The organism is Acinetobacter puyangensis, from assembly GCF_900096995.1.
GTDB lineage: Bacteria > Pseudomonadota > Gammaproteobacteria > Pseudomonadales > Moraxellaceae > Acinetobacter > Acinetobacter puyangensis.
This window is the reverse complement of sequence record NZ_OANT01000005.1, coordinates 217,915-242,184: the sequence shown is the minus strand read 5'-3', so window position 1 is coordinate 242,184 and position 24,270 is coordinate 217,915. Positions and strand designations below refer to the sequence as shown.

General features: G+C 42.0%; 23 protein-coding genes. 12 read left to right on the top strand and 11 right to left on the bottom strand.

Features of this window, described 5'->3' with window-relative positions; genetic code table 11:
• The first annotated feature begins 50 nt into the window (after positions 1-50).
• From CRO21_RS11395 to CRO21_RS11360, 8 genes are all read left to right on the top strand, one after another.
• A complete protein-coding gene (locus CRO21_RS11395; protein ID WP_097079431.1) occupies positions 51-947 on the top strand; it encodes a LysR family transcriptional regulator in 897 nt (298 codons plus the stop codon).
• A gap of 100 nt (positions 948-1,047) precedes the next feature.
• The gene (locus CRO21_RS11390; RefSeq protein ID WP_097079430.1) at positions 1,048-2,133 is read left to right on the top strand and encodes an LLM class flavin-dependent oxidoreductase; all 1,086 of its coding nucleotides are present in this window, start codon (positions 1,048-1,050) and stop codon (positions 2,131-2,133) included.
• 16 nt (positions 2,134-2,149) lie between these two features.
• On the top strand, positions 2,150-3,139 hold the full coding sequence (locus CRO21_RS11385) for an ABC transporter substrate-binding protein (protein ID WP_097079429.1): 990 nt from the start codon (positions 2,150-2,152) through the stop codon (positions 3,137-3,139).
• Positions 3,140-3,144: 5 nt separating this feature from the next.
• A complete protein-coding gene (locus CRO21_RS11380) occupies positions 3,145-3,711 on the top strand; it encodes a cysteine dioxygenase family protein (RefSeq protein WP_097079428.1) in 567 nt (188 codons plus the stop codon).
• The gene (locus CRO21_RS11375) at positions 3,708-5,300 is read left to right on the top strand and encodes a rhodanese-like domain-containing protein (protein WP_097079427.1); all 1,593 of its coding nucleotides are present in this window, start codon (positions 3,708-3,710) and stop codon (positions 5,298-5,300) included. Before CRO21_RS11380 ends, CRO21_RS11375 begins: the two co-directional genes overlap by 4 nt.
• A gap of 270 nt (positions 5,301-5,570) precedes the next feature.
• Entirely contained in the window at positions 5,571-6,242 is a 672-nt protein-coding gene (locus CRO21_RS11370; RefSeq protein ID WP_097079426.1) for a TetR/AcrR family transcriptional regulator, read from the top strand.
• Positions 6,223-6,561 carry a DoxX family protein gene (locus CRO21_RS11365; protein WP_097079425.1) on the top strand — a complete coding sequence of 113 codons (339 nt, stop codon included), beginning with the start codon at positions 6,223-6,225 and terminating at the stop codon, positions 6,559-6,561. The genes CRO21_RS11370 and CRO21_RS11365 overlap by 20 nt, the downstream gene beginning before the upstream one ends.
• A 42-nt stretch (positions 6,562-6,603) precedes the next feature.
• On the top strand, positions 6,604-7,329 hold the full coding sequence (locus CRO21_RS11360; RefSeq protein ID WP_097079424.1) for an SDR family oxidoreductase: 726 nt from the start codon (positions 6,604-6,606) through the stop codon (positions 7,327-7,329).
• 153 nt (positions 7,330-7,482) lie between these two features.
• Here the strand turns inward: CRO21_RS11360 and CRO21_RS11355 are convergent, their stop codons facing one another.
• From CRO21_RS11355 to lipA, 11 genes are all read right to left on the bottom strand, one after another.
• Entirely contained in the window at positions 7,483-9,468 is a 1,986-nt protein-coding gene (locus CRO21_RS11355) for a family 2A encapsulin nanocompartment cargo protein cysteine desulfurase (RefSeq protein ID WP_097079423.1), read from the bottom strand.
• The gene (locus CRO21_RS11350; protein ID WP_097079422.1) at positions 9,443-10,375 is read right to left on the bottom strand and encodes a family 2A encapsulin nanocompartment shell protein; all 933 of its coding nucleotides are present in this window, start codon (positions 10,373-10,375) and stop codon (positions 9,443-9,445) included. Before CRO21_RS11350 ends, CRO21_RS11355 begins: the two co-directional genes overlap by 26 nt.
• 373 nt (positions 10,376-10,748) lie before the next feature.
• On the bottom strand, positions 10,749-11,666 hold the full coding sequence (gene epsC, locus CRO21_RS11345; protein WP_097079421.1) for a serine O-acetyltransferase EpsC: 918 nt from the start codon (positions 11,664-11,666) through the stop codon (positions 10,749-10,751).
• 68 nt (positions 11,667-11,734) lie between these two features.
• Entirely contained in the window at positions 11,735-12,241 is a 507-nt protein-coding gene (locus CRO21_RS11340) for a rhodanese-like domain-containing protein (protein ID WP_097079420.1), read from the bottom strand.
• Between the two features lie 206 nt (positions 12,242-12,447).
• Positions 12,448-13,527 (bottom strand): alanine racemase, encoded by a 1,080-nt coding sequence (gene alr, locus CRO21_RS11335; protein ID WP_097079419.1) that lies wholly within the window; start codon positions 13,525-13,527, stop codon positions 12,448-12,450.
• Between the two features lie 27 nt (positions 13,528-13,554).
• Positions 13,555-14,997 (bottom strand): replicative DNA helicase, encoded by a 1,443-nt coding sequence (dnaB, locus tag CRO21_RS11330; RefSeq protein ID WP_097079418.1) that lies wholly within the window; start codon positions 14,995-14,997, stop codon positions 13,555-13,557.
• Between the two features lie 148 nt (positions 14,998-15,145).
• Positions 15,146-15,592 carry a 50S ribosomal protein L9 gene (rplI, locus tag CRO21_RS11325; RefSeq protein ID WP_097079417.1) on the bottom strand — a complete coding sequence of 149 codons (447 nt, stop codon included), beginning with the start codon at positions 15,590-15,592 and terminating at the stop codon, positions 15,146-15,148.
• Positions 15,593-15,600: 8 nt separating this feature from the next.
• Positions 15,601-15,828, bottom strand: coding sequence for a 30S ribosomal protein S18 (gene rpsR, locus CRO21_RS11320; protein ID WP_097079416.1), 228 nt, complete (start codon positions 15,826-15,828; stop codon positions 15,601-15,603).
• Positions 15,829-15,839: 11 nt separating this feature from the next.
• The gene (gene rpsF / locus CRO21_RS11315) at positions 15,840-16,226 is read right to left on the bottom strand and encodes a 30S ribosomal protein S6 (RefSeq protein WP_097079415.1); all 387 of its coding nucleotides are present in this window, start codon (positions 16,224-16,226) and stop codon (positions 15,840-15,842) included.
• 236 nt (positions 16,227-16,462) lie between these two features.
• Complete coding sequence (locus CRO21_RS11310) at positions 16,463-17,566, bottom strand: transcriptional regulator (protein WP_228150424.1); 1,104 nt, start codon at positions 17,564-17,566, stop codon at positions 16,463-16,465.
• Between the two features lie 213 nt (positions 17,567-17,779).
• Positions 17,780-18,865, bottom strand: coding sequence for a lipoyl synthase (gene lipA / locus CRO21_RS11305; RefSeq protein WP_097079414.1), 1,086 nt, complete (start codon positions 18,863-18,865; stop codon positions 17,780-17,782).
• A gap of 359 nt (positions 18,866-19,224) precedes the next feature.
• Here lipA and CRO21_RS11300 point away from each other — a divergent pair, with 359 nt between their 5' ends.
• From CRO21_RS11300 to lpdA, 4 genes are read left to right on the top strand one after another with little or no spacing between them, the layout of a single operon-like run.
• Complete coding sequence (locus tag CRO21_RS11300; protein WP_097079413.1) at positions 19,225-20,187, top strand: thiamine pyrophosphate-dependent dehydrogenase E1 component subunit alpha; 963 nt, start codon at positions 19,225-19,227, stop codon at positions 20,185-20,187.
• Between the two features lie 14 nt (positions 20,188-20,201).
• Positions 20,202-21,221 (top strand): alpha-ketoacid dehydrogenase subunit beta, encoded by a 1,020-nt coding sequence (locus tag CRO21_RS11295; RefSeq protein WP_097079412.1) that lies wholly within the window; start codon positions 20,202-20,204, stop codon positions 21,219-21,221.
• Position 21,222: 1 nt separating this feature from the next.
• A complete protein-coding gene (locus CRO21_RS11290) occupies positions 21,223-22,779 on the top strand; it encodes a 2-oxo acid dehydrogenase subunit E2 (protein WP_097079411.1) in 1,557 nt (518 codons plus the stop codon).
• A gap of 10 nt (positions 22,780-22,789) precedes the next feature.
• A complete protein-coding gene (gene lpdA / locus CRO21_RS11285) occupies positions 22,790-24,190 on the top strand; it encodes a dihydrolipoyl dehydrogenase (protein ID WP_097079410.1) in 1,401 nt (466 codons plus the stop codon).
• Positions 24,191-24,270: the final 80 nt, after the last annotated feature.

Genomic DNA, 24,270 nt, shown 5'->3' with positions numbered 1-24,270 from the left:
TGTGATTAAAACAGATTAAAATTTTGATATAGAGCAGTTGAATACATATTATGAAACTAGAAGATATAGAAGCCTTTGTTACCTTTGTTGATTTGCAAAATACCAGTCTGGCGGCTAAAAAATTAAATATTTCCCAACCAGCAATCACCAAACGTATTCAAAATTTGGAACAAGATGTCGGCTTAATTTTGTTTGATCGAACCTCACGTCCTTTAAAGCTGACGCAAAATGGAGTGGCAATATATGAACAATGTCAACAGATTAATCAACAGATTCGCCAGTTTAATCATCTGTTGATGGCACTTAAAACGGAGCAGAATGTCATTCGTATCGGGATTGCAACCAGTATTGCAGATATTAGTTTAAATCAAATTATGGCGTATAAAAATCAGCATTATCCACAGTTAAAATTTGAAATCTCGACTGGATGGAGTACAGATTTATTTGAGTTTTTTCAGCAAAATAAACTGGATATAGCGATTTTAACCACGACTGATGTTGCCAGCATTAAGCAAGATCAGCATCTAAAAAGTATTGCGAAATTAAATATTGTGCCTGTGGTGACACAAAAATTAAAGAAGACTGTATTGCAGACTTTAAATGATTGTCAACGTTTAGGCTGGATTTTAAATCACGAAGGCTGTGGTTATCGAGCTTACCTTGGCAAAATTCTTGCTGAGCATCAACTGATACCAAATATCAAAGTCGAAATTACAGGCTCCAAGAGTCACATGGAACTGATTGCACAAGGACATGGGATTGGTTTGATACCTAGGCAATTACTTGAATATAGCGAGTATGCACATCAATTGATCGCATTAGAGATGGAAGGCTTCCCATTTGATAGTTTGCTGTACGGTAGGGTGCAACAAGACGGTGATGCTGCATGTCATCAAATATTAGAAGATATTTCACAACAACTCAGAGGAATATTAGGATTGGTTTAGTATTCCTATTTTTAATATTAAGTTATATTTAATATTTATTTTTAATATAAAGCATGTCGTTTTATCCTATACACAAGTTAAATTCCAATAGGTTAAAACCATGGCAATTCAAATTTTAGGGATGATTGGACACCGTGAAGTGTCGGAAATTATTCCTGCAACCGCAACATTTGATAAAGATTATATTGCAAAATTTGCACAGGCGCATGAAGCAGCGGGCTTCGATCGTATTCTGGTGGGCTATTGGTCTGATCAACCAGATGGCTTTTTAATTACGGCACATGCCGCTGCACATACCCAAAAAATTAAATTCCTGTTAGCTCATCGTCCCGGATTTGTATCTCCAACAGTAGCAGCACGTAAATTGGCGACATTAGATCATTTAACTGATGGCCGTTTGGCTGTACACATTATTTCTGGTGCTAGCGATACAGATCAGCAAAAAGATGGTGATTTTTTAAATAAACAGCAGCGTTATGCACGAACTGATGAATTTCTGGATATTGTACGAAATACCTGGTATACCCAAGCGCCTTTTAATTATCAGGGTGAATATTATCAAGTCATTGATGCATATTCCGAAATTAAACCACTGCAACAGCATTTACCCATTTATTTTGGTGGTTCTTCTGAAGAAGCATTAAAAATTGCCGCAAAACATGCCGATGTTTATGCGATATGGGGTGAACCTCTTGCTGGCGCTAAAGAGCATATTGAAAAACTGGCCCCTTTATTGGCCGAACAACAGCGTCAATTGCAATATAACATTTCCTTCCGTCCGATTATTGCCGATAGCGAAAAACAGGCTTGGGAAAAAGCACAGGATATTTACCAAAAAACCAAACAGCAGCTTGAGCAAAAAGGCACACAGGGGATTCACTTTAAACATCCCGGTGTTGGCGGCCAACGCTTACTTGAAGCTGCACAACATGGCGAGGTACTGGATCGTAATTTATGGACTGGTATCGTATCACTGGTAAAAGGAAACTATAACTCAACTGCATTGGTGGGAACGCCTGAGCAAGTGGCTGAATCCATTGCCGATTATTATAAGTTGGGTATTGAAAATGTGCTGATTCGTGGTTTTGATCCACTTGAAGATGCAAAAGATTATGGCAGGGAGCTGATTCCTTTAATTCGTGAAAAAACTGCTGCTGTTGATCAGGCACAACAGAAAATTGCCTAATTGAGGATAGATGAACATGACAAAAAAGAAATTGGCATTATTTACTGCGCTACTCAGTACATTGACTTTATTGGGTTGTAATAAGCAAGAGGCTGCAAAAAATGCAGATTCCTCACAGGCATCTCCAGCAAAATCTGAAGTCGTACTAAAAATTGGTGACCAAAAAGGTAACATGCGTGCGCAACTTGAGGCATCAGGGGCGCTAAAAGGCGTCGATTATAAAATTAACTGGTATGAGTTTCCGGCCGCAGCACCTGTCGCTGAGGCTTTAAAGGTAGAAGGTATTGATATTGGTTATCTGGGCGATGCACCATTTTTATTTGCCAATGCCAATGGTGGAACTGCCAAAGCAATTGCAGTCTATAAAACAGACCCTTACCCAACAGCTATTTTGGTTCCAGAAAATAGTCCGATTAAATCTGCAAAGGATTTAAAAGGCAAAAGCCTGACCATGAATAAAGGTTCAATCAGTCATCTTTTAACTTTAAAAGTTTTAGAACAGCAAGGATTAAAGCCTGAAGATGTGACCTTTAAATTCTTGCCGCCCGCCGATGGAAAACTTGCAGTTGAGAATGGTTCTGTTGATGCTTGGGTAGTTTGGGATCCCTATACAGCATATGCCGAGTTAAAAGATCATTACCGCATTGTTGCCAATGGTCGTGGTTTATATTCCGGTTATATCTTTCTGGCCGGAACACAAAAAGCACTAGATGACCAGCAAAAACGGGTTGCGATTCAGGATTTTATTTATCGTTTAAAAGCATCACAAATCTGGACCAATGAACATGCAGAAGAATTTGGTAAGGAATATGCCAAAATTGTCGGTTTACCCGAAGACGTCGGAATTCTTGCTTTTAAACGCAGAAATTCAAGTTGGGATCCAATTGATGCCGATGTGATTAAAACCTCGCAGGAAACCGCAGATTTTTATACCAAGTACCAATTGATCAATAAACATTTTGATGTCAGCAATTCATTTGATCAAGGCTTTAAGGTGACCAAGTAAATCCGATGACAGATTTAATCCAACATTTGCATCCGTTAACTGCAAAAATTGAACAAGGTTTGGCACAGGGAATTCAGGGAGAACAGTTAATTAGGTCCTTTATTCCCGAATTCAAGACTTTATTAAGCCAAAAAGACTGGTTGCCGCAACAATTCCGGCGGGAACATCCGCAGCATTATCAGCAATATTTATTGTACCTCGATTCGCAGTCACGATTTTCTATTGTGAGTTTTGTCTGGGGACCCAATCAAACCACCCCGATTCATAATCATGAAGTTTGGGGTGCGGTGGGGGTGTTACAGGGTGCGGAAATTTCACAGCGTTATCAACGTGAACACGATCGCTTAATCCCGGTTGACCCAGCGGATGTTTTACATGAAACCGATATTGATTTTTTTACCCCGGAACAGGGTGATATTCATCAGGTCAGTAATGCATTTCAGGATCGGGTTTCGATCAGTATTCATATTTATGGTGCCGATATTGGTCAAGTCAAACGCTTTAGTTTTGATGCTGAAGGTCGGGCTAAACCGTTTATTTCAGGCTATTCAAATCAGGAATTTAAATCATGACAGTTGCTACTCAAAATTATCAGGATATTCGTCAAAAGCTGATTGATGGTCAGGAAATCGCCATTGTTGATGTACGTGAAGAAGATCTCTATGCTCAGGGACATCCATTATTTGCGGTCAATATTTCTTTTTCACGGCTGGAAATTGAAGTCTTAAATCGTATTCCTCGGCTGGATACGGATATTGTGATTTATGACAATGGCGAGGGTTTGGCACGTCAGGCTATCGAAAAATTACAACAGTTAGGTTATCAGCAATTGTCCTTACTGGAAGGTGATTTAAACGCTTGGCGGGCAGCTGGTGGAGAATTATTTATTGATGTTAATTCTGCCAGTAAAGCATTTGGAGAATGGGTTGAACATTTTAAACATACGCCATCCTTGAGTGCTCAGGACGTCAAACAGCTCATTGATCAGAATGACAATATTGTGATTCTGGATGCCCGCCGTTATGACGAATACCAAACCATGAGTATTCCACAGGGCGTAAGTGTTCCTGGTGCAGAACTGGTGTTGCGTGCACAGGATATTGTTAAAGATTCACAAACTAAAATTATTGTCAATTGCGCCGGACGGACGCGTAGTCTGATTGGTACCCAGTCTTTAATTAATGCCAAGATTCCACATCAGATCTATGCTTTGCGAAATGGTACCATTGGCTGGACGCTTGCAGGGCAGACATTGGCAACTCAGCAAGTAGCACAATATAAAGATTTTAGTGGACAAAACGACCGGCAAAGTATTTTAGATAATGCAAAAGATTTGGCACAACGTGCCGGTGTAAAAAGCATTGATCTGGCACAGTTGACACAATTGCGTGCTGAAACCGAGCGTACCACTTACGTTTTTGATGTGCGTTCCGAAGAGGAATATATTGCAGCACATTTACCAGACAGTCGCTGGATTGCCGGCGGGCAACTGGTACAGGAAACTGATCATTATGCCAGTGTGCGTGGTGCCAGAATCGTGTTACTCGATGATGCATTCGTACGGGCATATATGACAGGGTCATGGCTGGCACAGATGAATTGGGAGGTCTATGTACTGGAAGATGATTATGCAACAATCCTGACTGAGCAGGGTGCGTGGCAGGCCAAAGTTCCGTCCAATCATATTCAACATGCTATTTTGGTTAGCGAACTAGCTGAATGGATCGCACAACAGCAGGCCGTAACAATTCTGGATTTCACCACCAGTGGCAATTATAAAAAAGGGCATATTCCAACGGCAAAATGGGCATTGCGTAAAGACATTGATGCGCTTTTTCAAAATGGTAAAATTGCCACCGATCAACCCATTGTTGTGACCTGTGGTACTAGCTTATTGGCACAATATGCTGTGAGCCAGATTGAGAAATGGACACAACAACCGGTGTTTGTGTTGCAAGGTGGTAATGCCGCGTGGAAAGCGCAGGGCAATGCCGTAGATACAGAAAATCATGTGTTGTTATCGCAACAGATTGATCGCTATAAACGTCCGTATGAAGGTACAGATAATTCCGAACAGGCGATGAATGCTTATCTTGAATGGGAATATCAACTGGTCGATCAACTCAAGGCAGATAATACCCATGGTTTTTTTGTGATTTAATGGCTGATTTTTTATGATGTTTAACATATTTCTGTTGTTAAATATCCTGATAAAAGGCCATTGAGCACGGTTTTGATATTGTGTTGTACGGCTTGTTAGCCTTATATCAAAGATGGTGTAGACAAACAGGATCTAAGGCTAAGCTTTAGGTCCTGTTTATTTTTATGTCGCACTATGCATGGATGAAAATTATATCTTTTGAAAAGTTGAATCTTATCTAAAAATAAATTATGGTATGGTACAGTACCATATCAATTTTAGAATACGATCATGACTGATGCGATGAATGCTCATATTTCAACGGAAAAAGCGCTACGCTCCAAAGGGGTTGAGCGTTTAAAGAATCTGACCCATTCGGCAACAGAACTTTTCCTTGAGCATGGCTATGATGCCACCTCAATGGATATGCTGATCAATCGTGTAGGTGGTTCAAGACGAAATATTTATGAGCGATTTGGCGGCAAAGAAGGATTGTTTGTTGCGGTTATTTCCGAAGAATGTAAAACATTGGCTGCGCCACTTGAAGCGCTCGTGTTATCCAATCAATGTGTGAAACAGACGCTGCAAAATTTTGCTGAAGAAATCCTCCATATTATTCAACAGCCCAGAACCCTTGAATTACATCGCTTAATGATTGCTGAAGGAAAACGTTTTCCGCATTTGTCACAGGCTATTTGGGCAGCGGGGCAAGACAATGCAAAATTGATACTTGAGCATTGGATTGAACAGCAGCAAGCACTGGGCACACTCAGTTCAAACTTTTCGGCGTCGTTATTGGCGCAAAGCTTTATTCAGCTTGTTGTACCGCCAATACAGATGCAAATGCTGATCGGTGGTACAACGATCTCAGTAGAACAGAATTTAGACATTATTCATCATGCAGTTGATTTCTTTTTGACTGCAACCACACAGGACATCAAAAATGTCAAAGGTAAATATTAAGCACCTATTGGCTTATGCTTTAGTGGCTTTTTTTATTGTCGGTTCCATTGGTAATTTTATGGGCCCACAGAAAATACTGGAAGAATATGCACGCTGGGGTTACCCGAGCTGGTTTCATTTGGTGACAGGTTCGCTTGAGTTAATTTCGGCAATTTTGATTGCAATCGTTGCAACTCGATTTGTCGGCAGTATTTTGGCCAGTTGCATTATGCTGTCTGCTGCTTTGACTGTGATTTATCATGGTGAATATACACATGCTATTGCTCCTTTGGTTGTTTTAATCCTTTTGCTTCTGTCTATTTATCTACATCGTAAATAGCCGAAATATTTAATTTCTAATTTTATCCTAAAGAGAAATCTCATGAGTGAATATCAATCTATTGCTTTAGTCAGTGGCGCAACACGAGGCATTGGTCGCGCCATAGCGGCAGGACTTGCACAACAAGGCGTGAAAGTTTTGCTGGGTGCACGAAATTTAGAGCAAGGAAAAAAAGTTGCCGAAGCGTTGAGTACTGAAAATATTAGCATTGAAGCTGTCGAGCTGGATACTACTAATCAGGCGACGATTGATCGTTTGGTAGAACAGATTGGTCGTGAATATGGTCGATTAGATATTTTGATCAATAATGCCGGTATTAGTCTGGATTTTTATCCAGAGCTATCCGTTCGAGAAAAATTATCCAAAACACTTGAAACAAATGTCGTCGGTACGGCAGCTTTAACAGAAGCTGTAATTCCGCTATTAAAGCGATCCCAGCATGGTCGTATCGTGAATGTTTCTTCAGTCCTTTCTTCTTTTAATTATCGCAATCAAAAAGACTGGATTTATTATGATGTGGTGATGCCAACATATCAGGCTTCAAAAGCCGCAGTAAATGCACTCACTTTAAGCTATGCAAAACAACTTGCCGATCAAAATATTAAGGTTAATGCGATTTGCCCAGGTTTAACCGCAACGGATGCAACCGATCATTATGGTGAACGCACACCAGAGCAAGCGGCAAAAATTGCCATTAAATTTGCATTATTGGATGATGATGGACCAACGGGTACATTCCATAATGATGCCGGATCAATACAATGGTAATCCATTCTGGATGTGATTTATAAGAATAGAAAGAAGAAAATTGCGGCTGTAGTGAGTTTATTTTTTATTTAAATCAATAATTAGATTTTTAAATCAATCAAGCCAAATTGCGTACAATTCGGCTTGATTACTTTGCTTATTCGAGAAAATAGCTTAGTACTGCTTTCTCTTTTTGCTCAATTGATGCAGGACAGATACCATTAAATCAATTTCATCGGTTGTATTATAGAATGCCACCGATGGACGCACGGTTTGTTCTACACCAAAACGACGTAAAATAGGTTGTGCACAATGATGTCCGGAACGTACAGCAATACCATATTGATTCAGCGCTTTACCGACTTCTTCGGTCGAATAACCTTCCAGCGTAAATGACATCACACTGGCTTTATTCAATGCTGTACCAATCGGTCTTAAACCTGAAACACTACTTAAAGCATTTTGACCATAATCTAGTAGGGCATGTTCATAGGCTGCAATGTTTTGGATACCAATCCGTTCAACATATTCAAGCGCCGCACCCAGACCTACCGCATCAGCGATATTACCGGTACCTGCTTCAAACTTGTTCGGTGCAGGTTGATAGACCACTTGTTCGAAGGTGACATCCTGAATCATGTTGCCGCCACCTTCCCAAACTGGCATGGTTTCCAGAATTTCAGGTTTGGCATACACTGCGCCAATACCAGTTGGACCAAAAACCTTATGGCCTGAGAACACAAAGAAATCGGCATCGATACCTTGTACATCAGTTGGCATATGCGATACAGATTGTGCACCATCCACCAATACTCTGACGCCATGGGCATGGGCAATCTGAATGACTTCTGCAACAGGCGTTACAGTCCCCAGTGCGTTGGATACCTGAGTAATCGATACTAGCTTAGTACGATTATTGATCAATTTTGGTAATTCTTCCAGAATGATCTGACCGGTATCATCAACAGGGATAACCCGTAATTTGGCACCGACTTTCTTGGTTAATTGATACCAAGGGACGATATTGGCATGATGCTCAAGATTGGAGACGATGATTTCATCACCTTCGCCAATATTTTGCTCACCCCAACTTTTGGCAATCAGGTTAATGCCTTCGGTTGTACCACGAACAAAGATGATTTCTTTGGACGATTTTGCACCAATAAAACGTGCCACAACATTACGGGCATGTTCATAGGCATCGGTAGCACGCGCAGCCAACTCATGTGCAGCACGATGAATGTTGGAATTTTCATGCTGATAAAAATAAGCAATCCGATCAATCACGCTTTGCGGTTTTTGTGTGGTTGCCGCATTGTCAAACCAGACTAACGGACGACCGTTCACCCGTTCTTGCAAGATTGGAAAATCCCTACGAATTGCAAATACATCAAGTGGCTGGGCACTGCTCGGCGTAAAATGAGTTTTATCTGCATGATAACTCTGTGGAATATTACCGACATGCGGCTGATTTTGAGGAAAAGCGTCCAGAAAATAAAATGCCGATTGGCTATTTTGCGGTGTTTGCACCTGAGCCGAATCATTTCTTAATAAAGATGTTAAGTCATCTCCATAAGGCAAATGAAAGGATTGTGCGATATTACCGTGATCGTTGCCACGACTAAAATCATTTAAATCCGGAGAAGCAGAGCTAGGTGCTGAACCAGAAGATGCCTGATTTAAAAAATAAAATGGCGAGTCAGTTTGCGCACGTGGTGCTTCAGCAGCCACAACTGGAATGCTAGGTTGTGGATGAGCAATTTTTGGCGAATGCGGTTCATAGGGCGGTTTAGGTAAATTTGCCCCGCCAATCACCGGTGCAGAAGCAACAGCCCGACGCTCGGGATAGTCTGGTAAATTGGGAATATGATCGGGTAATTCCGGATTCAGACCTTTTTGGAACGCAATATTGGGGGCACGACCACTTAATGCCGTAACATTTTCGGCAGGTTGTGGTGGGTGCGGAGGAGGTGCCACATTCGGTAAATCCAAATTCAAACCGGAAGGATTCTGTCCGGAATTGGGTAGAGTCGAAAAAAACTCATTCGCCAAACGGGCTATAGTAGCTTCATCGGGTAAATTTGCCGGTGGTTGTACACCACCGACGTCATTTACACCCGCATGACTACTTGGATTATTTGTAGTTAACTGGGTAGTCATGATATTTATCTATCTCCACATCTTCTAATACAGCAAGCGCATCTTCGGTGAGTACCGCAAGAGAGCAATATAATGAGATCAGATAAGACGCAATAGCATTGCGATTAATCCCCATGAAACGTACAGATAAACCAGGTGATTGTTCACCTGCAAGACCCGGCTGGAATAAACCAACAACGCCCTGACGTTTTTCACCGATACGGATCAATAGAATTTTGGTTTTGCCATCTTCCACAGGAATTTTGTTGGAAGGAATCAGTGGTACGCCGCGCCATGTAATGAACTGCGAACCGAACAGGCTTACTGTTGGTGGTGGAACACCACGACGGGTACATTCACGACCGAAAGCGGCAATCGCATCCGGATGTGCAAGGAAGAATCCTGGTTCTTTCCATACCTTACGTAATAAATCATCCAGATCATCAGGGGTAGGTGGACCACTTAAAGTCGATAAACGTTGATCATCTGTTACACTGGCCAATAAACCATATTCAGGGTTGTTGATCAGTTCACTTTCCTGACGTTCTTTGATGGTTTCGATGGTCAGACGCAATTGTTCTTTAATCTGGTCATGCGGGCTGCTATAGAGATCGGCAACACGGGTATGCACATCAAGAACTGTTGATACACCATTTAGGAAGTATTCACGTGGCTGAGGATCATAGTCCACAAAAGTTTGCGGCAAAGTCGCCTCATCACGCTGTGTACATGCCACCTGGATATCATCGGTGTTATTTACACGGTTGACACGGTAAATACCCGCTTCAACAGGTACCCATTGCAATAAGTGGGTTAACCAACGGGGAGTAATGGTGGAAAGCTGAGGAACGGTTTTCGTTGCATTGGCGAGCTGGCGAGCTGCGATATCACCAAGCGCAAGTTGAGTTTTATCACTATTTTTTGCCATCAATTTGTCCTACATACGGCGTTGTTAACAAGATGTATATAAGATAAGAGGAAAAAAACGTTTTGGAAAATAACAAATTAAGATAATGTTACCATAAAATATTCTATATAACTTATATAGATAAATATATGAATAAAAAATATATATAAATGATAAGAGATACCTATTTGCAATTATAGTAAGATAAGGAGTGGATAAATGGGCACTCGGATTGAGAGAGAATTGTTTAGATCACAGCAGTTTCACGATGCATATTTGCCGTCAAACTGCTGCTTTATTTGCTACTAAAAATGGATGAAATCGCCAAATTCGCTGAAACTTTGCATGGATATTTGGAAAAATTATCAAAAATCGCAATAATTTCAAGTTTAAATTATAACGAGGTTTTTTTGGTTGATTGCTCTGAACTGGATTGTAAAATCTGACTATTTGGAGCAATACTGTGGGTTAGCCAGACATTCCCGCCAATGGTTGAACCTTTACCAATGGTAATACGTCCAAGAATGGTTGCACCGGCATAAATCACGACTTCATCTTCAACAATAGGATGGCGGGCATAATCTTTTTTCAATGAACCGGAATCGTCAATTTCAAAGCGTTTTGCACCCAGTGTCACGGCCTGATAAATACGGACCCGTTCGCCAATGATACAGGTTTCGCCGATGACCACACCGGTACCATGATCGATGAAGAAGCCTTTGCCAATCTGTGCGCCGGGATGAATATCGATACCGGTTGCAGAGTGTGCCAATTCGGAGATAATTCGCGACAGCAAAGGCACCTGCGGGAACAGCTGATGGGCAATACGATGATAAATAATCGCAAAAATACCCGGATAGCAGAGTAGTACTTCATCTACATTTCGGGCGGCTGGATCACCATCGAATGCTGCCAGTACATCTGCATCCAGCAATCGTCGGATTGTAGGCAAATCATTGGCAAAATTCTGTACAATTTGATGCGCATGTTCTCTATGCTGTACCAACTCCTGCTGAATATGCAAACGCTTGGTTTCATAACTTAAGGTGAGTATCACCTGTTGAAATAAATCATTCAGTACACGATCAAGGGTGTAGGCAATATAGTAATCTTCGCCTTCCTGACGCAGTTCGCTTGGACCGAGTCGCATCGGAAACAGAATGCCACACAAGTCAGTTAGAATTTGTTTTAAGGCTTCTTTGGAGGGCAGTTCACGCCCGCCAAATTCCTTGGCACGTTGTTGTGATTCACGCCAGTCATGTCGGGCATGTTGCAGACCATGAATCACATGTTGAATTTGCCAGTGTGACACGGTGTACTCCTTTACTTTGGGGATTTTCACTTGGGGCAACTGTTGTTAAACGAGTGTGATGGGTAAAATTAATCCTGTACCCACGGTAATTGATGAACACGCCAACCATTGCCCTGGTTGCGCTGCTGTTGTTCGTTTAGATCACCTTCAAACCCTTCCAGAATATTATACACCTGTTCAAACCCCGCCTGATAGGCAGCCGCTGCGGCCAATGCAGAACGGTTACCACTACGACATAAGAGTAAAATCGTTTTATCCTTGCCGACTTTATTTTCCAGTTCTTTTAAAAATCGTGGATTGCGGTTAAAAGAGGTACCAGTTGCCCAAGCAATGTGTGTGGTTTCCGGAACATAACCAACAAATTTACGCTCTTCATTGGTACGTACATCGACTATAACCGCTTGTCCACTTTGAAACAATTGCCATGCATCCTGTGGAGTCAGGCTACCGGTAAAGTCCAGTTCATTTTCTGCTGCGTAGTTTTGAGCCTTTTCGAGAATCTCTTGCGCTTGTTGCTGATTTAATTGGCTATATGCTGTTGTATTTAAAAATTGAGTTTCTACTTTGGCGTTCATTACGTTTTCCTACAATACTATACGACATGTGTTTCAATACCTAAATAGTACGCCTGCACTGTTATTCTTCAAAATAAGCAAATTTTATTTTTTTATATTAAATATTGATAAAGAAAAGATCTTGAGAGATGTATTTGATGATGAATGGATTGATTTTTCATAGTTTATTGCGCTTTTATGCCAATTCCATAAAAGCGCAAGCATGATTACTCGATGATACGTTTAGGGCGATTGCTTAAACGACATAACAATTCATAACCAATCGTTCCGTTGGCTGTTGCAACATCATCGACTAGACGGGTTTTACCCCATAGCTCAACAGGTGTGTCGATGGTGACTTGTGTAGCAATGTCGGTCACATCAATGGTGATCATGTCCATGCTGACACGTCCGACAACAGGCACCAACTGACCATCAATCGCAACAAAATTGTCTTTTACAAAGGCCCGCGGATAGCCATCGCCATAGCCAATTGATACCACAGCAATGGTCATATCCTTAGGCGCTTTAAAGCGAGAACCATAACCGACAAATTCACCTGCTTTGATCGGATTGATGGCAATAATGGCAGCATTAAATTGCATCGCTGGTTGTACATCCAAATCCTGAGCGGAACGATCTTCAAAAGGAGAAGCGCCATAAAGCATAATGCCAGGACGAACATAATCGAAATGCAATTCAGGATAATTGAAAATAGCCGCTGAATTACAGCAGGAAACTTCAATCGGCATGCAGGCAGCTTTGACTTGTAATAGTTGTGAAATCTGTTGTTGGTTCATCGGATGATCGGGAACATCGGCATTGGCGAAATGCATGGCAAGTACACAATGGAAACCATCGGACTTTAATTTTTGAATAACGTCAATAATTTCCGCTACTTTAAATCCCAGACGATTCATACCACTATTGAGTTTTACCCAGACTTTTAAACCGGCTTGCTGATACTGTTCTTTGTAAGTATATAACCAGTCGAGTTGTTGCTGATGATGTACGATACATTCAATTTTTTCTGCAACGGCAATCGCCATTTCATTCTGGCTAAACACCCCTTCAATCAGGGTAATCGGTTTCTGATTGCCCAGTTTGCGAATTTCCAGTGCTTCATCCAAACAGGCAACACCAAAAGCATCAGCTTCGCTAAATGCTTCAATGGCAGGCTGTACCCCAATACCGTAGGCATTGGCCTTGACCATGCACACAACTTTTGCAGTTTGTACAAGTTGTTTTACACGTTGAAAATTATGCTGTAATGCTTGTTTGTGAATACAAACCGTTGCCTGACGCACAGCGAAACTCCTTAAACGACGAAGAAATTAATCTTCATTTTCTTGAAAATTATTGTAGAACTCTGGGGATAAATTACTAAATCGAGTGTATTGTCCCTCAAAAGCCAAACGCACAGTACCAATTGGACCATTACGCTGTTTACCAATAATGATTTCGGCTGTACCGGCTTCTTTGGATTCCTTATTGTAAACCTCATCACGGTAAATAAACATAATTAAATCGGCATCTTGCTCGATTGCGCCGGACTCACGCAGGTCGGACATGACTGGGCGTTTATTGGGGCGGTTTTCCAGACTTCGGTTCAGCTGTGACAAGGCAATTACCGGACAATTCATCTCTTTTGCCAGTGCTTTTAAACTTCTGGAAATTTCCGAGATTTCACCTACTCGGTTATCGCCCATACCCGGTACTTTCATCAATTGTAGGTAATCGACCATGATACAGCCGATTTTACCATTATGCTGTTTGGCAATACGACGTGCCCGGGAGCGCAGTTCAGTCGGTGGTAGGGCAGAAGAGTCATCAATATAAAGATGCTTTGACTCCAGATGGACAATGGTACTGGTGACTTTAGACCATTCATCACCATCCAGTTTACCAGAACGCAAATGTCCCTGATGGACACGGCCAAAAGAAGAAATCATCCGCATGGCAATCGAGTCTGCCGGCATTTCCATGGAAAAAACCAGCGCGGGTAGATCACAGTTAAAGAGTACACTCTCAACCAGATTCATGGCAAACGTTGTTTTACCCATGGATGGACGCGCTGCGACAATGATTAAGTCACCTGACTGCATGCCATAGGTTTTGTTGTCCAGCTCGACAAAGCCGGTGGATAGACCGGTAATGTTACTGTCGAGCTTGGATAACTCATCCAGTTTGCTGACCACGGAAGTGACCACATCACTAATTGATTGTGGCCCGGTTTTGCTCTGACGATTATTATGTTGTTCTGCAAGGGAAAAAATACTGGTTTCGGCAAGGTCTAATAAGTCGGAAACAGTTTGTCCTTTGGGGTCATAGGCTGTCTGTAAGATCTCATTACCGACCCCGATCATGTTACGCAAGGTCGATTGTTCCTTTACTTTTTCGGCATAGCTTGGCAGGTTAAATAAAGAGGTGGGTGATTCCGACATCAATTGCATGAGATAGGATTCGCCACCGGCAGCTTCCAGCAAATGTTGGTTTGCAAGCCAATCATTCACGAGTACTGCATCATAAGGCTGATTTGAATTGGCCAGTTTTGCAATCGCCTGAAAGATATAGCGGTGGCGTGCAGCATAGAAATCATGCTCAGTTAAAATATCGGCAATGCTTTCCCACGATTCTGCAACCGTCATCAATGCAGCCAATACGGCTTGTTCCATCGTCAAATTATGCGGTGGTGTACGAAAGTTTTTTTGTTGATCGTTTACTGCATTATCTGAATTTGTCGTTTTGGAAGACGCTTGTTTGTCCTTAGCCGACATAAGAAATAGTACCTAAAAGAAATATTATCGATGAATTGAGGGATAAGATTTTAGCATTAAAAATGAATAGAGGGTGGGGTCATTACAACAAAAAAAGGCATGTGTTTCCACATGCCTCTTATTTGAATAACTTGTCTAGAAAGAGAAATTATTCAGAAACGATTGTTACAAGAACTTCAGCAGTTACATCGTGATGTAATTGAACAGAAATTGTAAATTCGCCAGTATGACGAAGTGCACCATTTGGTAGGCGAACTTCTGAACGGTCTACTGTAAGACCAGCAGCAGTTAAGGCATCAGCGATATCACGTGTACCAATAGAACCGAATAATTTACCTTCATCACCAGCTTTTGCAGTAATGACGATATTTACTTCGTTCAATTGTTCAGCACGTACATTTGCAGCACCTAATACTTCTGCTTCTTGTTTCTCAAGTTCAGCACGACGCGCTTCAAAAGCAGCAGTGTTTGCTTCAGTTGCAGCAACAGCTTTACCTTGAGGGATTAGGAAGTTACGACCATAGCCAGCTTTAACTGCAACTTTGTCACCTAATTTACCAAGGTTTTTAATGCGTTGTAATAGAATAATGTCCACAGCTCACCTCACTTATGGTTGTCAGTGTAAGGAATCAAAGACAAGTAGCGAGCTTGTTTGATTGCAAGCGCTAATTGACGTTGATAACGCGCACGAGTACCAGTGATACGGCTAGGAACAATTTTGCCATTTTCAGTGATGTACTGTTTTAAAGTGTCGATATCTTTGTAGTCGATGTATGCAACTTTCTCAGCTGTGAAGCGGCAGAACTTGCGACGACGGTAAAAACGTGCCATGTGTGTTCTCCTTATCCTTCAACTGATTCTTGAGACTGTTGTGCTTCTTCACGTTGCGCCTTACGGGCACGTTTTTCTTCAGCACTCTTAGCCAATAAAGATTCTTCGGTGATTGCATGTTCACGACGAATGATAATATTACGAATGATTGCGTCGTTATAACGGAATAATTCTTCTAATTCATCAAGCGTTGTTTGACCACATTCAACATTCATTAAAATGTAATGTGCTTTATGAATTTTGTTAATTGGGTAAGCCAATTGGCGACGGCCCCAATCTTCTAAGCGATGGATTTGACCACCAGCTTCTTTGATTTGTGCGATATAGCGTTCAACCATACCCACAACCTGATCGCTTTGGTCTGGATGTACCAAAAGCACGATTTCGTAGTGACGCATTGTCAGCTCCTTACGGTTTAAACAGCCCCTGACAATGTGTGTCAGAAGCAAGGAGTCACAACCAAAAATAGTTGTGTCGCAGAAGTGCGAAGGCGAATTTTAATGAATTTGACAGTAAATTTCAAGTAAAACATGTTTGATTTTATTTAACTAGATAATGAAGTGCCAATATATCTTGGATCATGTTGCCTGCCATGTCATCCGGATTTTCCGGGTATGTGCATGGAAGGGCTGTGTTATAGCATTAAAAGCGAAGAGATTTTATCCCGATACGGACTGCTGACAGGTAAAAGATCCAGTAAACGTTCGACTGCATCAATACGGTCGGGTGCTCGTTGTACCAGCGCGAGTAATTGTTCGACATCATGTGATTGATGAATATGATAGCTGAGTCTGGCATCAAATGATTCACGCCATGCTCTTAAAAAAGGACTATCCGATTTAGATAAAAAATTTCCCTTATAAAGATTACATGCCGTCGAAAAGCAACCCGAATTGAGTGATTGCTCGGCAGTGATGAAGTCACATTGTACTTCACAGGTCAAACGATAGGAACGGGGCTGGATATGATCATTTAATAGATGACGTAACTGGGAAATTTCTGATTTTAAGGTTTTACTACTGACATCACGGTCACCATATAAGGCATAGTGTAATTCATCCAGACTAATACCGGCAGGACAAAGAGCCAAAATACATAGGATTTCTATTTGCCGATGGGTGATTGCCAATGATTGATGGTTAAATGATACGCGGGGTGTTCCAAATGCATGAATGGTCAAACGATCCTGTTTAATGCATTGCAACGTTCCCAAAATAATATCTGAGCAGCGTTCAACCGCAAGTTTACCTAGAATACTGTGCTTTTTATACTTGGTGGATAAGTTGACAATGCCATAATATTGTTTGGTTATTTTGTCGATAATCGGGGTTGCATAACAGACCCAGTCCCGCACACTTTGCATGGCATTTTCATGAGAATAGACACAGCTTGTGGTATGCGTATGCAATGCCAGTCCCAGTGCATTGGTGCCAACGGATTGCAAATCCCATTGACCGCCTTCAACAAAGTGTACCTGTTCGGCAGAAGTGCGCATCGCCCGGCTGCTCCATGTCCAGAGTAAAGTGCCACATGGATCGGTAACGCCAATTGCCATACCGGCATCTTCGGCAATATCGGCTAGGCTAGACTGGTTTAAGGCGATTGCATTGCCAAACACTGAAGATTGCCAGTCTTGCGTCAGGGCTAAAATAGGTGCAGCTTCCACATTTGCTGAAGGAGCATGATGAGGTGTAGGCAATTGGGTATAAGACTGTGATTTAGAACGTTGAGTATCCATACAATACTTCCTGATCACTGATTGACGACTCCAAATCCGTAGAGTCGTGAAGAAGTTAACATATTAAGATAAATCACAAATTGAACGATAGTCGATCAATGTATGATTGCTGTAGCAAGTTTTATCGTTTTGCAATTTAATTTTACTAAGATAGCGATACAGACCTATTCAAACAAAAACCGGATAGGGATACATTGGCAAATTTGATCAAAATTAAACCAACGAATCTGGTACGGATTCGCCATGATATTGCCGATCTGCATAATAGCTGGAACGAACCATGGGTGAACTCCATATATTTTTAAAATTCAGTTGTTTGCCATGTTTTTCATAACGTTTAAATTCGTCTAGAGCAACAAAACGGTGAATGGCTGCGTGCGATTTACTCGGCTGCAAATACTGTCCTATAGTGACCAGATCAATATGATGATCATCCAGGTCGTTAAGCAGGGCGAAAACTTCCGCTTCGATTTCGCCTAGCCCCACCATCAATCCACATTTGGTAACTAAATCCGGACGCAGGGCTTTAAATTTTTTCAGTAAATCAAGTGAATGCTGATAATCCGAACCAGGGCGCATGGCTTTGTAAAGTCTGGGTACAGTTTCGATATTATGATTAAACACATCCGGTGGCGTTTCCGCCAAAATATTGAGGGCAATGTCCAGTCGTCCGCGAAAATCCGGCACCAGAATTTCAATTAAAGTATCAGGACTACGTTTACGAATTTCCTTAATACATTCGACAAAATGCTGGGCGCCGCCATCTAATAGATCATCACGATCAACAGATGTAATTACCACATATTTGAGTTTTAAATTTGCCACCGTTTCTGCCAGATGCCGCGGTTCTTCCGGATCAAGTGCATTGGGGCGACCATGTGCCACATCACAAAATGGACAACGGCGGGTGCAAATATCGCCCATGATCATAAAAGTTGCTGTGCCCCCACCAAAACATTGTGGCAGATTTGGACAAGCCGCTTCTTCACATACCGTATGCAGTTTTTGTTGGCGTAATAAATTCTTGATGCGCTTAATTTCTTCTGGCTGGCTAATTCTGGCACGAATCCAGCGAGGCTTTTCCGGAATAGTTGTGGTTGGAATCACTTTAACTGGGATTCTGGCAACTTTTTCTGCGCCACGTAGTTTGATACCCGTATTATGATTTTGCTGTGCTTTCGGAAGGGTATGTGCAGAATTTACCTCAACTGGTGTGCCAGCAGACAATATTGCAGAGTGCAGATTTTTTTGTCTATTAAATTGCTGTATATCGGGTGGTGTATTTAATAATTGATTCATTTTAAATTCCTTTTAAAATATATATCTAATAAAGCGAAATTTAATTATAATGTCAAACTATTTTTTGATCATTGTTGATGGATTTTTAATAATCAAATGGATCATTATATTAAAACAAGGTTGGTTGAAGGTTTGTTTTTATAAGTGAATGATAAATAATAAAAAGTAACAATTATTTTAAGTGTTTTAAATTATTGTTTTAATGGTTTTTATTATAAATTTCATAAAAATATTTTTTTAGTCTAATAGCTTATTTATTTAAAATAATTTTATATAAAGATATGGGTGTTTAAATAGATTTAAATACTCGCAAATATATGAGTCATTGTTTTTTAATTGAGTAAAGAAGGATCATTGATATGCAATTAACGGAAGAACAATTGCTGACTGCATACCGACGTATGCGTGATATTCGTGAATTTGAGGATCGACTTCACGATGAAAATAACACAGGCGATATACCTGGCTTTATTCATTTATATAGTGGAGAAGAGGCCGTTGCTGTTGGAATTTGTGAAAATTTAACTGACAAGGACTACATTACCTCAACCCACCGCGGACATGGACATTGTATTGCCAAAGGTTGTGATATTCACGGCATGATGCTGGAAATTTTTGGTAAAGATGATGGTTTATGCCGGGGTAAGGGCGGGTCCATGCATATTGCCGATCTGGATAAAGGCATGCTGGGTGCTAATGGTATCGTTGGCGGTGGGCCTCCTTTGGCAACTGGTGCAGCACTAACTGCTAAAACCTTAAAAACCGGGGGGGTGGGATTATCATTTACAGGCGATGGCGGTTCCAATCAGGGCTTGACTTTTGAAGCCATGAATATGGCTGTGGTACTTAAACTTCCTGTGGTTTTTGTGTTTGAAAATAATGGTTTTGGTGAAGGTACAGCACATGACTATGCAGTAGGTAGTAAAGATATTGCAGGTCGTGCAGCAGCATTTGGTATGCCAGCACAAAAAGTTGATGGTACGGATTTTTTTGCAGTCTATGAAGCAGCCAACGCAGCCATTGAACGGGCTCGTCGTGGTGAAGGACCAAGTGTCATTGAAACCATTACCAACCGTTTCTACGGGCATTTTGAAGGTGATCCAGGTTTGATTCGTTCTAAAGAAGAGCTGGATTATGTCAAAGAAAATAAGGATCCATTAAAAATTTTCCGTGAAAAAGTTAAAGGCAAAATTGATGAAGCCAAACTTGATGCGATTGATGTCGAGTCAAAAGCCAATGTCGATGATGCCGTGGCAAAAGCCCGTGCCGCAAAATATCCGGAAACATCACAACTTCTTACAGACGTTTATGTGTCTTACTAAAGGAATAGTAAATCATGCCAGTTAAAAGCTATCGAAATGCCATTAAAGAAGCCATCGAATTGGAAATGCGTCGTGATCCAGCCGTCATTGTGGTGGGTGAGGATGTCCGTGGTGGTCATGGTGGTAAAAATACCGATGATAATAAGTTAGAAGGTTTTGGTGGTGTACTTGGTGTCACCAAAGGTCTATGGACCGAATTTGGTTCGGAGCGTGTGATTGATACACCGATTACCGAATCTGCCATTATTGGGATGGCAGCAGGTGCCGCAGCAACAGGTTTGCGTCCGGTTGCCGATTTGATGTTTATGGATTTTTACGGTGTTTGCTATGACATGATGTATAACCAAGCCGCAAAATTCCGCTATATGTTTGGTGGTAAGGCCAAAGCACCAATGGTGGTGCGCGGCATGATCGGTGCAGGTTTTTCTGCCGCAGCGCAACATTCACAATCACCTTATAACGTATTTGCCTCTGTACCTGGTTTAAAAGTTGTAGTGCCATCAAATCCCTATGATGTAAAAGGTCTATTGATTCAAGCCATTCGTGATGACGATCCAGTGATCTTCTGTGAACATAAACTATTATATGACATCAAGGGTGATGCGCCTGATGAGTCCTATACCATTCCATTTGGTGTGGCGAACTATACCCGTGAAGGGACGGATGTCACCATTATTGCCTTAAGTTTGATGGTACATCGTGCCAATGAAGTTGCCGACAAACTGGCCAAAGAAGGCATTTCGGTTGAAGTGGTCGATCCACGTACCATTTCACCTCTGGATGAAGACGGTATTCTGGAATCTGTGGCATCAACTGGTCGTGTGGTCATTGTCGATGAATCGGCAGCTCGTTGTGGCTTTGCGCATGATGTGGCTGCACTGATTGCACAAAAAGGTTTTAACTATCTAAAAGCACCGATTGAACTGGTCACGCCACCGCACACGCCTGTGCCATTCTCACCTGTATTGGAAAAAGAATGGTTGCCGAGTGTAGAACGTATTGAACAGGCTGTACGTAAAACTCTGGAGGCTTAGGATGAGCGAGATTAAAACACTGGAAATCCCGAAATGGGGATTATCCATGGAAGAAGGCACCATTGCCCAGTGGTTGATTCAGGAAGGTAGCAGTTTTAGCAAAGGTCAGGAAATTTGTGAGATTGAAACCACAAAAATCGTCAATGTATTGGAAGCACCTTTTGAGAGTACCTTGCGAAAAATTCTGGCAAAAGATGGCGATACGCTACCTGTCGGTGGTTTAATCGCAGTCTGTGCCGATGCTGATGTGTCTGATGCCGAGATTGATGTCTATGTGCAATCCTTAGGTGGTACTCAAGCTGCTGAACAGCCAGTTAAAACTGAACAGGCTGCTCCTGAACAGCAAACAACAAAAGTCGCTGAAATATCCGCAACAGCGACGAATGCGCCAGTGCAAAAAAGTGCAGCAGTTGCAACAAAAACTTCTGCACCTGTGGCACAGGGGAGCTATCGTGTACCATCAGAATTACAGGGTTATCAAGCGACTGATGCGTTATTCGCTACACCGCATGCCTTAAAACTGGCAGAAAAATATAATGTTAATCTTGCCAAGGTAACAGGCACAGGACGCGAAAATCGGATTAGTGTGAATGATATTCAGGCAGCGGTGCAATCGGCAGGCGGTAGTTGGCCCGATGTAAAAAATCAGGCAAGCGGTAAAATTGTCAAATCCAGTGCTGACGACAGTCAGATTGCTGCAACGCCTGTGGCACGTCGTCTGGCGAAGGAATGGGGCATCAATTTACATGATTGTCGTGCTTCCGGTTCTCGTGGTCGTGTCTGTAAAGAGGATGTGGAAGCAGCATATCTCCGTGAAAATCCACCTGTAGAACAGACAGATGGACAGCAGAATACCTCTGAACCAGCGGCAACAGTCACTACAATTGCTATGAATGGGATGCGCCGTGCCATTGCTTCACGTTTACAGGCAGCCAAACGCAATGCACCGCATTTTCGTTTAATTGTCGATTTAAATGTGGATGCAATCCAGCAGCTACGGGCGCAAATCAACGCCACTGTGCCGCAGGTGAAATTGTCCATTAACGACATGTTGATTAAAGCGGCCAGTGCTGCACTGATTAAAGTGCCTGCGGTCAATGTGCAATACGATGAGGAAAATCAGCAAATTCTACAATTTTCCGAAGCCGATATTTCGGTTGCCGTCGCAATTGATAATGGTTTGATTACGCCAATCATCAAGGCTGCCAACAAGAAATCTCTGGCAGAAATTTCCACCGAAATGCGTGATCTGGCAACCCGTGCCAAAACTGGAAAATTAGCACCAGATGAATTTCAGGGTGGCAGCTTTAGTATTTCCAATCTCGGTATGTTGGGTATCAAGCAGTTTGATGCCATCATTAATCCGCCACAAGGTGCGATTTTGGCACTCGGTGCATCAGAACAGCGTACTGTGGTGGAAAATGGCGAAATTGTGATTCGTCAGATTGTCACTGCTACATTATCTTGTGATCATCGGGTGATTGATGGTGCCGTGGGTGCAAAATTCTTGGCGAGTTTTAAACAATTCGTTGAAAATCCTGCGTTAATTTTAGTGTAGGAGGATCAGCATGTCAGACACACAATTTGATTTAATCGTGATTGGTGCTGGTCCTGGCGGGTATGTGGCTGCAATTCGTGCAGCCCAGCTCGGGCTAAAAACCGCTGTGGTAGAAGCTAGTCACTTAGGCGGCATTTGTCTTAACTGGGGTTGTATTCCAACCAAGGCATTGCTTGCAGGTGCAGAATTGGCACATCAAATTCAACATGCAGGGCAGTTTGGTTTTCAAGTGTCGCAAGTCGATTTTGATATTACCCAACTGGTCAAGCACAGTCGCCAGGTTTCGGCACAACTAGTGCAAGGCATTGGTCATTTGTTAAAGAAAAACAATGTCACCGTATTTAATGCCAAAGCAAAATTTATCGCCAAAGAACAGTTACAACTGACGGATGCAGAGGGTAAAACCCAACAACTTTCTGCACCACATATTATCGTTGCCACAGGTGCGAAAGCTGCTACTTTGCCACAAGTGCCTGTTGATGGTGAATATGTCTGGAGTTATAAGGAAGCGCTTGTACCAAAGGTCTTACCAAAATCTTTACTGGTGATTGGTTCAGGTGCAATTGGTAGTGAGTTTGCCAGTCTATATCTGGATTTGGGTTGTGACGTGACCTTGATTGATATTGCCAAGCAAATTTTACCAACCGAAGATGCCGAAGTTGCCCAGTATGTACAAAAGCAGTTTGAACAACGTGGTATGAAAGTGTTAACGGAATCGGTAGTCAATGCCGTGACGGTTCAAGGCGATCAGGTCGCATGTGAAATTGAAGGTTCAAATGGTATCGAAACCCGAATCTTTGATCGGGTGCTATCTGCGATTGGTGTGCGTCCAAATTCCAGTGATCTGGGACTCGAAGCCTTGGGTATTGAGTTTGATCGTGGCTTTATCAAAACAGATCAATGGTGTAAAACCAATGTGGTTGGTGTATATGCCATTGGTGATGTTGCTGGCGCACCTTGTCTGGCGCATAAAGCCAGTCATGAAGCAATTTTGTGCGTCGAAAAAATTGCTGGTGTCAAACATGTTCATGCATTGGATCGAACTCAAATTCCAGGCTGTATTTTTACCCATCCGCAAGTGGCGAGTATCGGGTTAACCGAGCAAAAAGCCAAGGCAGAAGGATACAGTATTCACGTTGGTAAATTCCCATTGTCTGCCAATGGTAAGGCACTAGCACTTGGAGCCGCAGAAGGTTTTGTCAAAACCATCATTAATACTGAAACTGGTGAGTTACTTGGCGCACATATGGTCGGGCATGAAGTCACCGAACAGATTCAAGGCTTTGCCATTGCCAAGCATCTTGAAGCTACAGATGAAAGTCTGGTCGAAGTGATTTTTCCACATCCAACTTTGTCTGAAGCGATGCATGAATCTATTCTGGCGAGTATGCAACGGGCAATTCACATTTAATCGTATGGTGTATGCAACATTTGCTGTAGGTTAAAGAATTCATACATCATTTTACAAGGATCGTTCATATATTTAGGGTC

Bases quoted from the DNA above. Each gene is read 5' to 3' on its own strand.
- CRO21_RS11395 (WP_097079431.1), top strand. From the start codon at position 51: ATGAAACTAGAAGATATAGAAGCCTTTGTTACCTTTGTTGATTTGCAA.
- CRO21_RS11390 (WP_097079430.1), top strand. From the start codon at position 1,048: ATGGCAATTCAAATTTTAGGGATGATTGGACACCGTGAAGTGTCGGAA.
- CRO21_RS11385 (WP_097079429.1), top strand. From the start codon at position 2,150: ATGACAAAAAAGAAATTGGCATTATTTACTGCGCTACTCAGTACATTG.
- CRO21_RS11380 (WP_097079428.1), top strand. From the start codon at position 3,145: ATGACAGATTTAATCCAACATTTGCATCCGTTAACTGCAAAAATTGAA.
- CRO21_RS11375 (WP_097079427.1), top strand. From the start codon at position 3,708: ATGACAGTTGCTACTCAAAATTATCAGGATATTCGTCAAAAGCTGATT.
- CRO21_RS11370 (WP_097079426.1), top strand. From the start codon at position 5,571: ATGACTGATGCGATGAATGCTCATATTTCAACGGAAAAAGCGCTACGC.
- CRO21_RS11365 (WP_097079425.1), top strand. From the start codon at position 6,223: ATGTCAAAGGTAAATATTAAGCACCTATTGGCTTATGCTTTAGTGGCT.
- CRO21_RS11360 (WP_097079424.1), top strand. From the start codon at position 6,604: ATGAGTGAATATCAATCTATTGCTTTAGTCAGTGGCGCAACACGAGGC.
- CRO21_RS11355 (WP_097079423.1), bottom strand. From the start codon at position 9,468: ATGACTACCCAGTTAACTACAAATAATCCAAGTAGTCATGCGGGTGTA.
- CRO21_RS11350 (WP_097079422.1), bottom strand. From the start codon at position 10,375: ATGGCAAAAAATAGTGATAAAACTCAACTTGCGCTTGGTGATATCGCA.
- CRO21_RS11340 (WP_097079420.1), bottom strand. From the start codon at position 12,241: ATGAACGCCAAAGTAGAAACTCAATTTTTAAATACAACAGCATATAGC.
- dnaB (WP_097079418.1), bottom strand. From the start codon at position 14,997: ATGTCGGCTAAGGACAAACAAGCGTCTTCCAAAACGACAAATTCAGAT.
- rpsR (WP_097079416.1), bottom strand. From the start codon at position 15,828: ATGGCACGTTTTTACCGTCGTCGCAAGTTCTGCCGCTTCACAGCTGAG.
- rpsF (WP_097079415.1), bottom strand. From the start codon at position 16,226: ATGCGTCACTACGAAATCGTGCTTTTGGTACATCCAGACCAAAGCGAT.
- CRO21_RS11310 (WP_228150424.1), bottom strand. From the start codon at position 17,566: ATGGATACTCAACGTTCTAAATCACAGTCTTATACCCAATTGCCTACA.
- lipA (WP_097079414.1), bottom strand. From the start codon at position 18,865: ATGAATCAATTATTAAATACACCACCCGATATACAGCAATTTAATAGA.
- CRO21_RS11300 (WP_097079413.1), top strand. From the start codon at position 19,225: ATGCAATTAACGGAAGAACAATTGCTGACTGCATACCGACGTATGCGT.
- CRO21_RS11295 (WP_097079412.1), top strand. From the start codon at position 20,202: ATGCCAGTTAAAAGCTATCGAAATGCCATTAAAGAAGCCATCGAATTG.
- CRO21_RS11290 (WP_097079411.1), top strand. From the start codon at position 21,223: ATGAGCGAGATTAAAACACTGGAAATCCCGAAATGGGGATTATCCATG.
- lpdA (WP_097079410.1), top strand. From the start codon at position 22,790: ATGTCAGACACACAATTTGATTTAATCGTGATTGGTGCTGGTCCTGGC.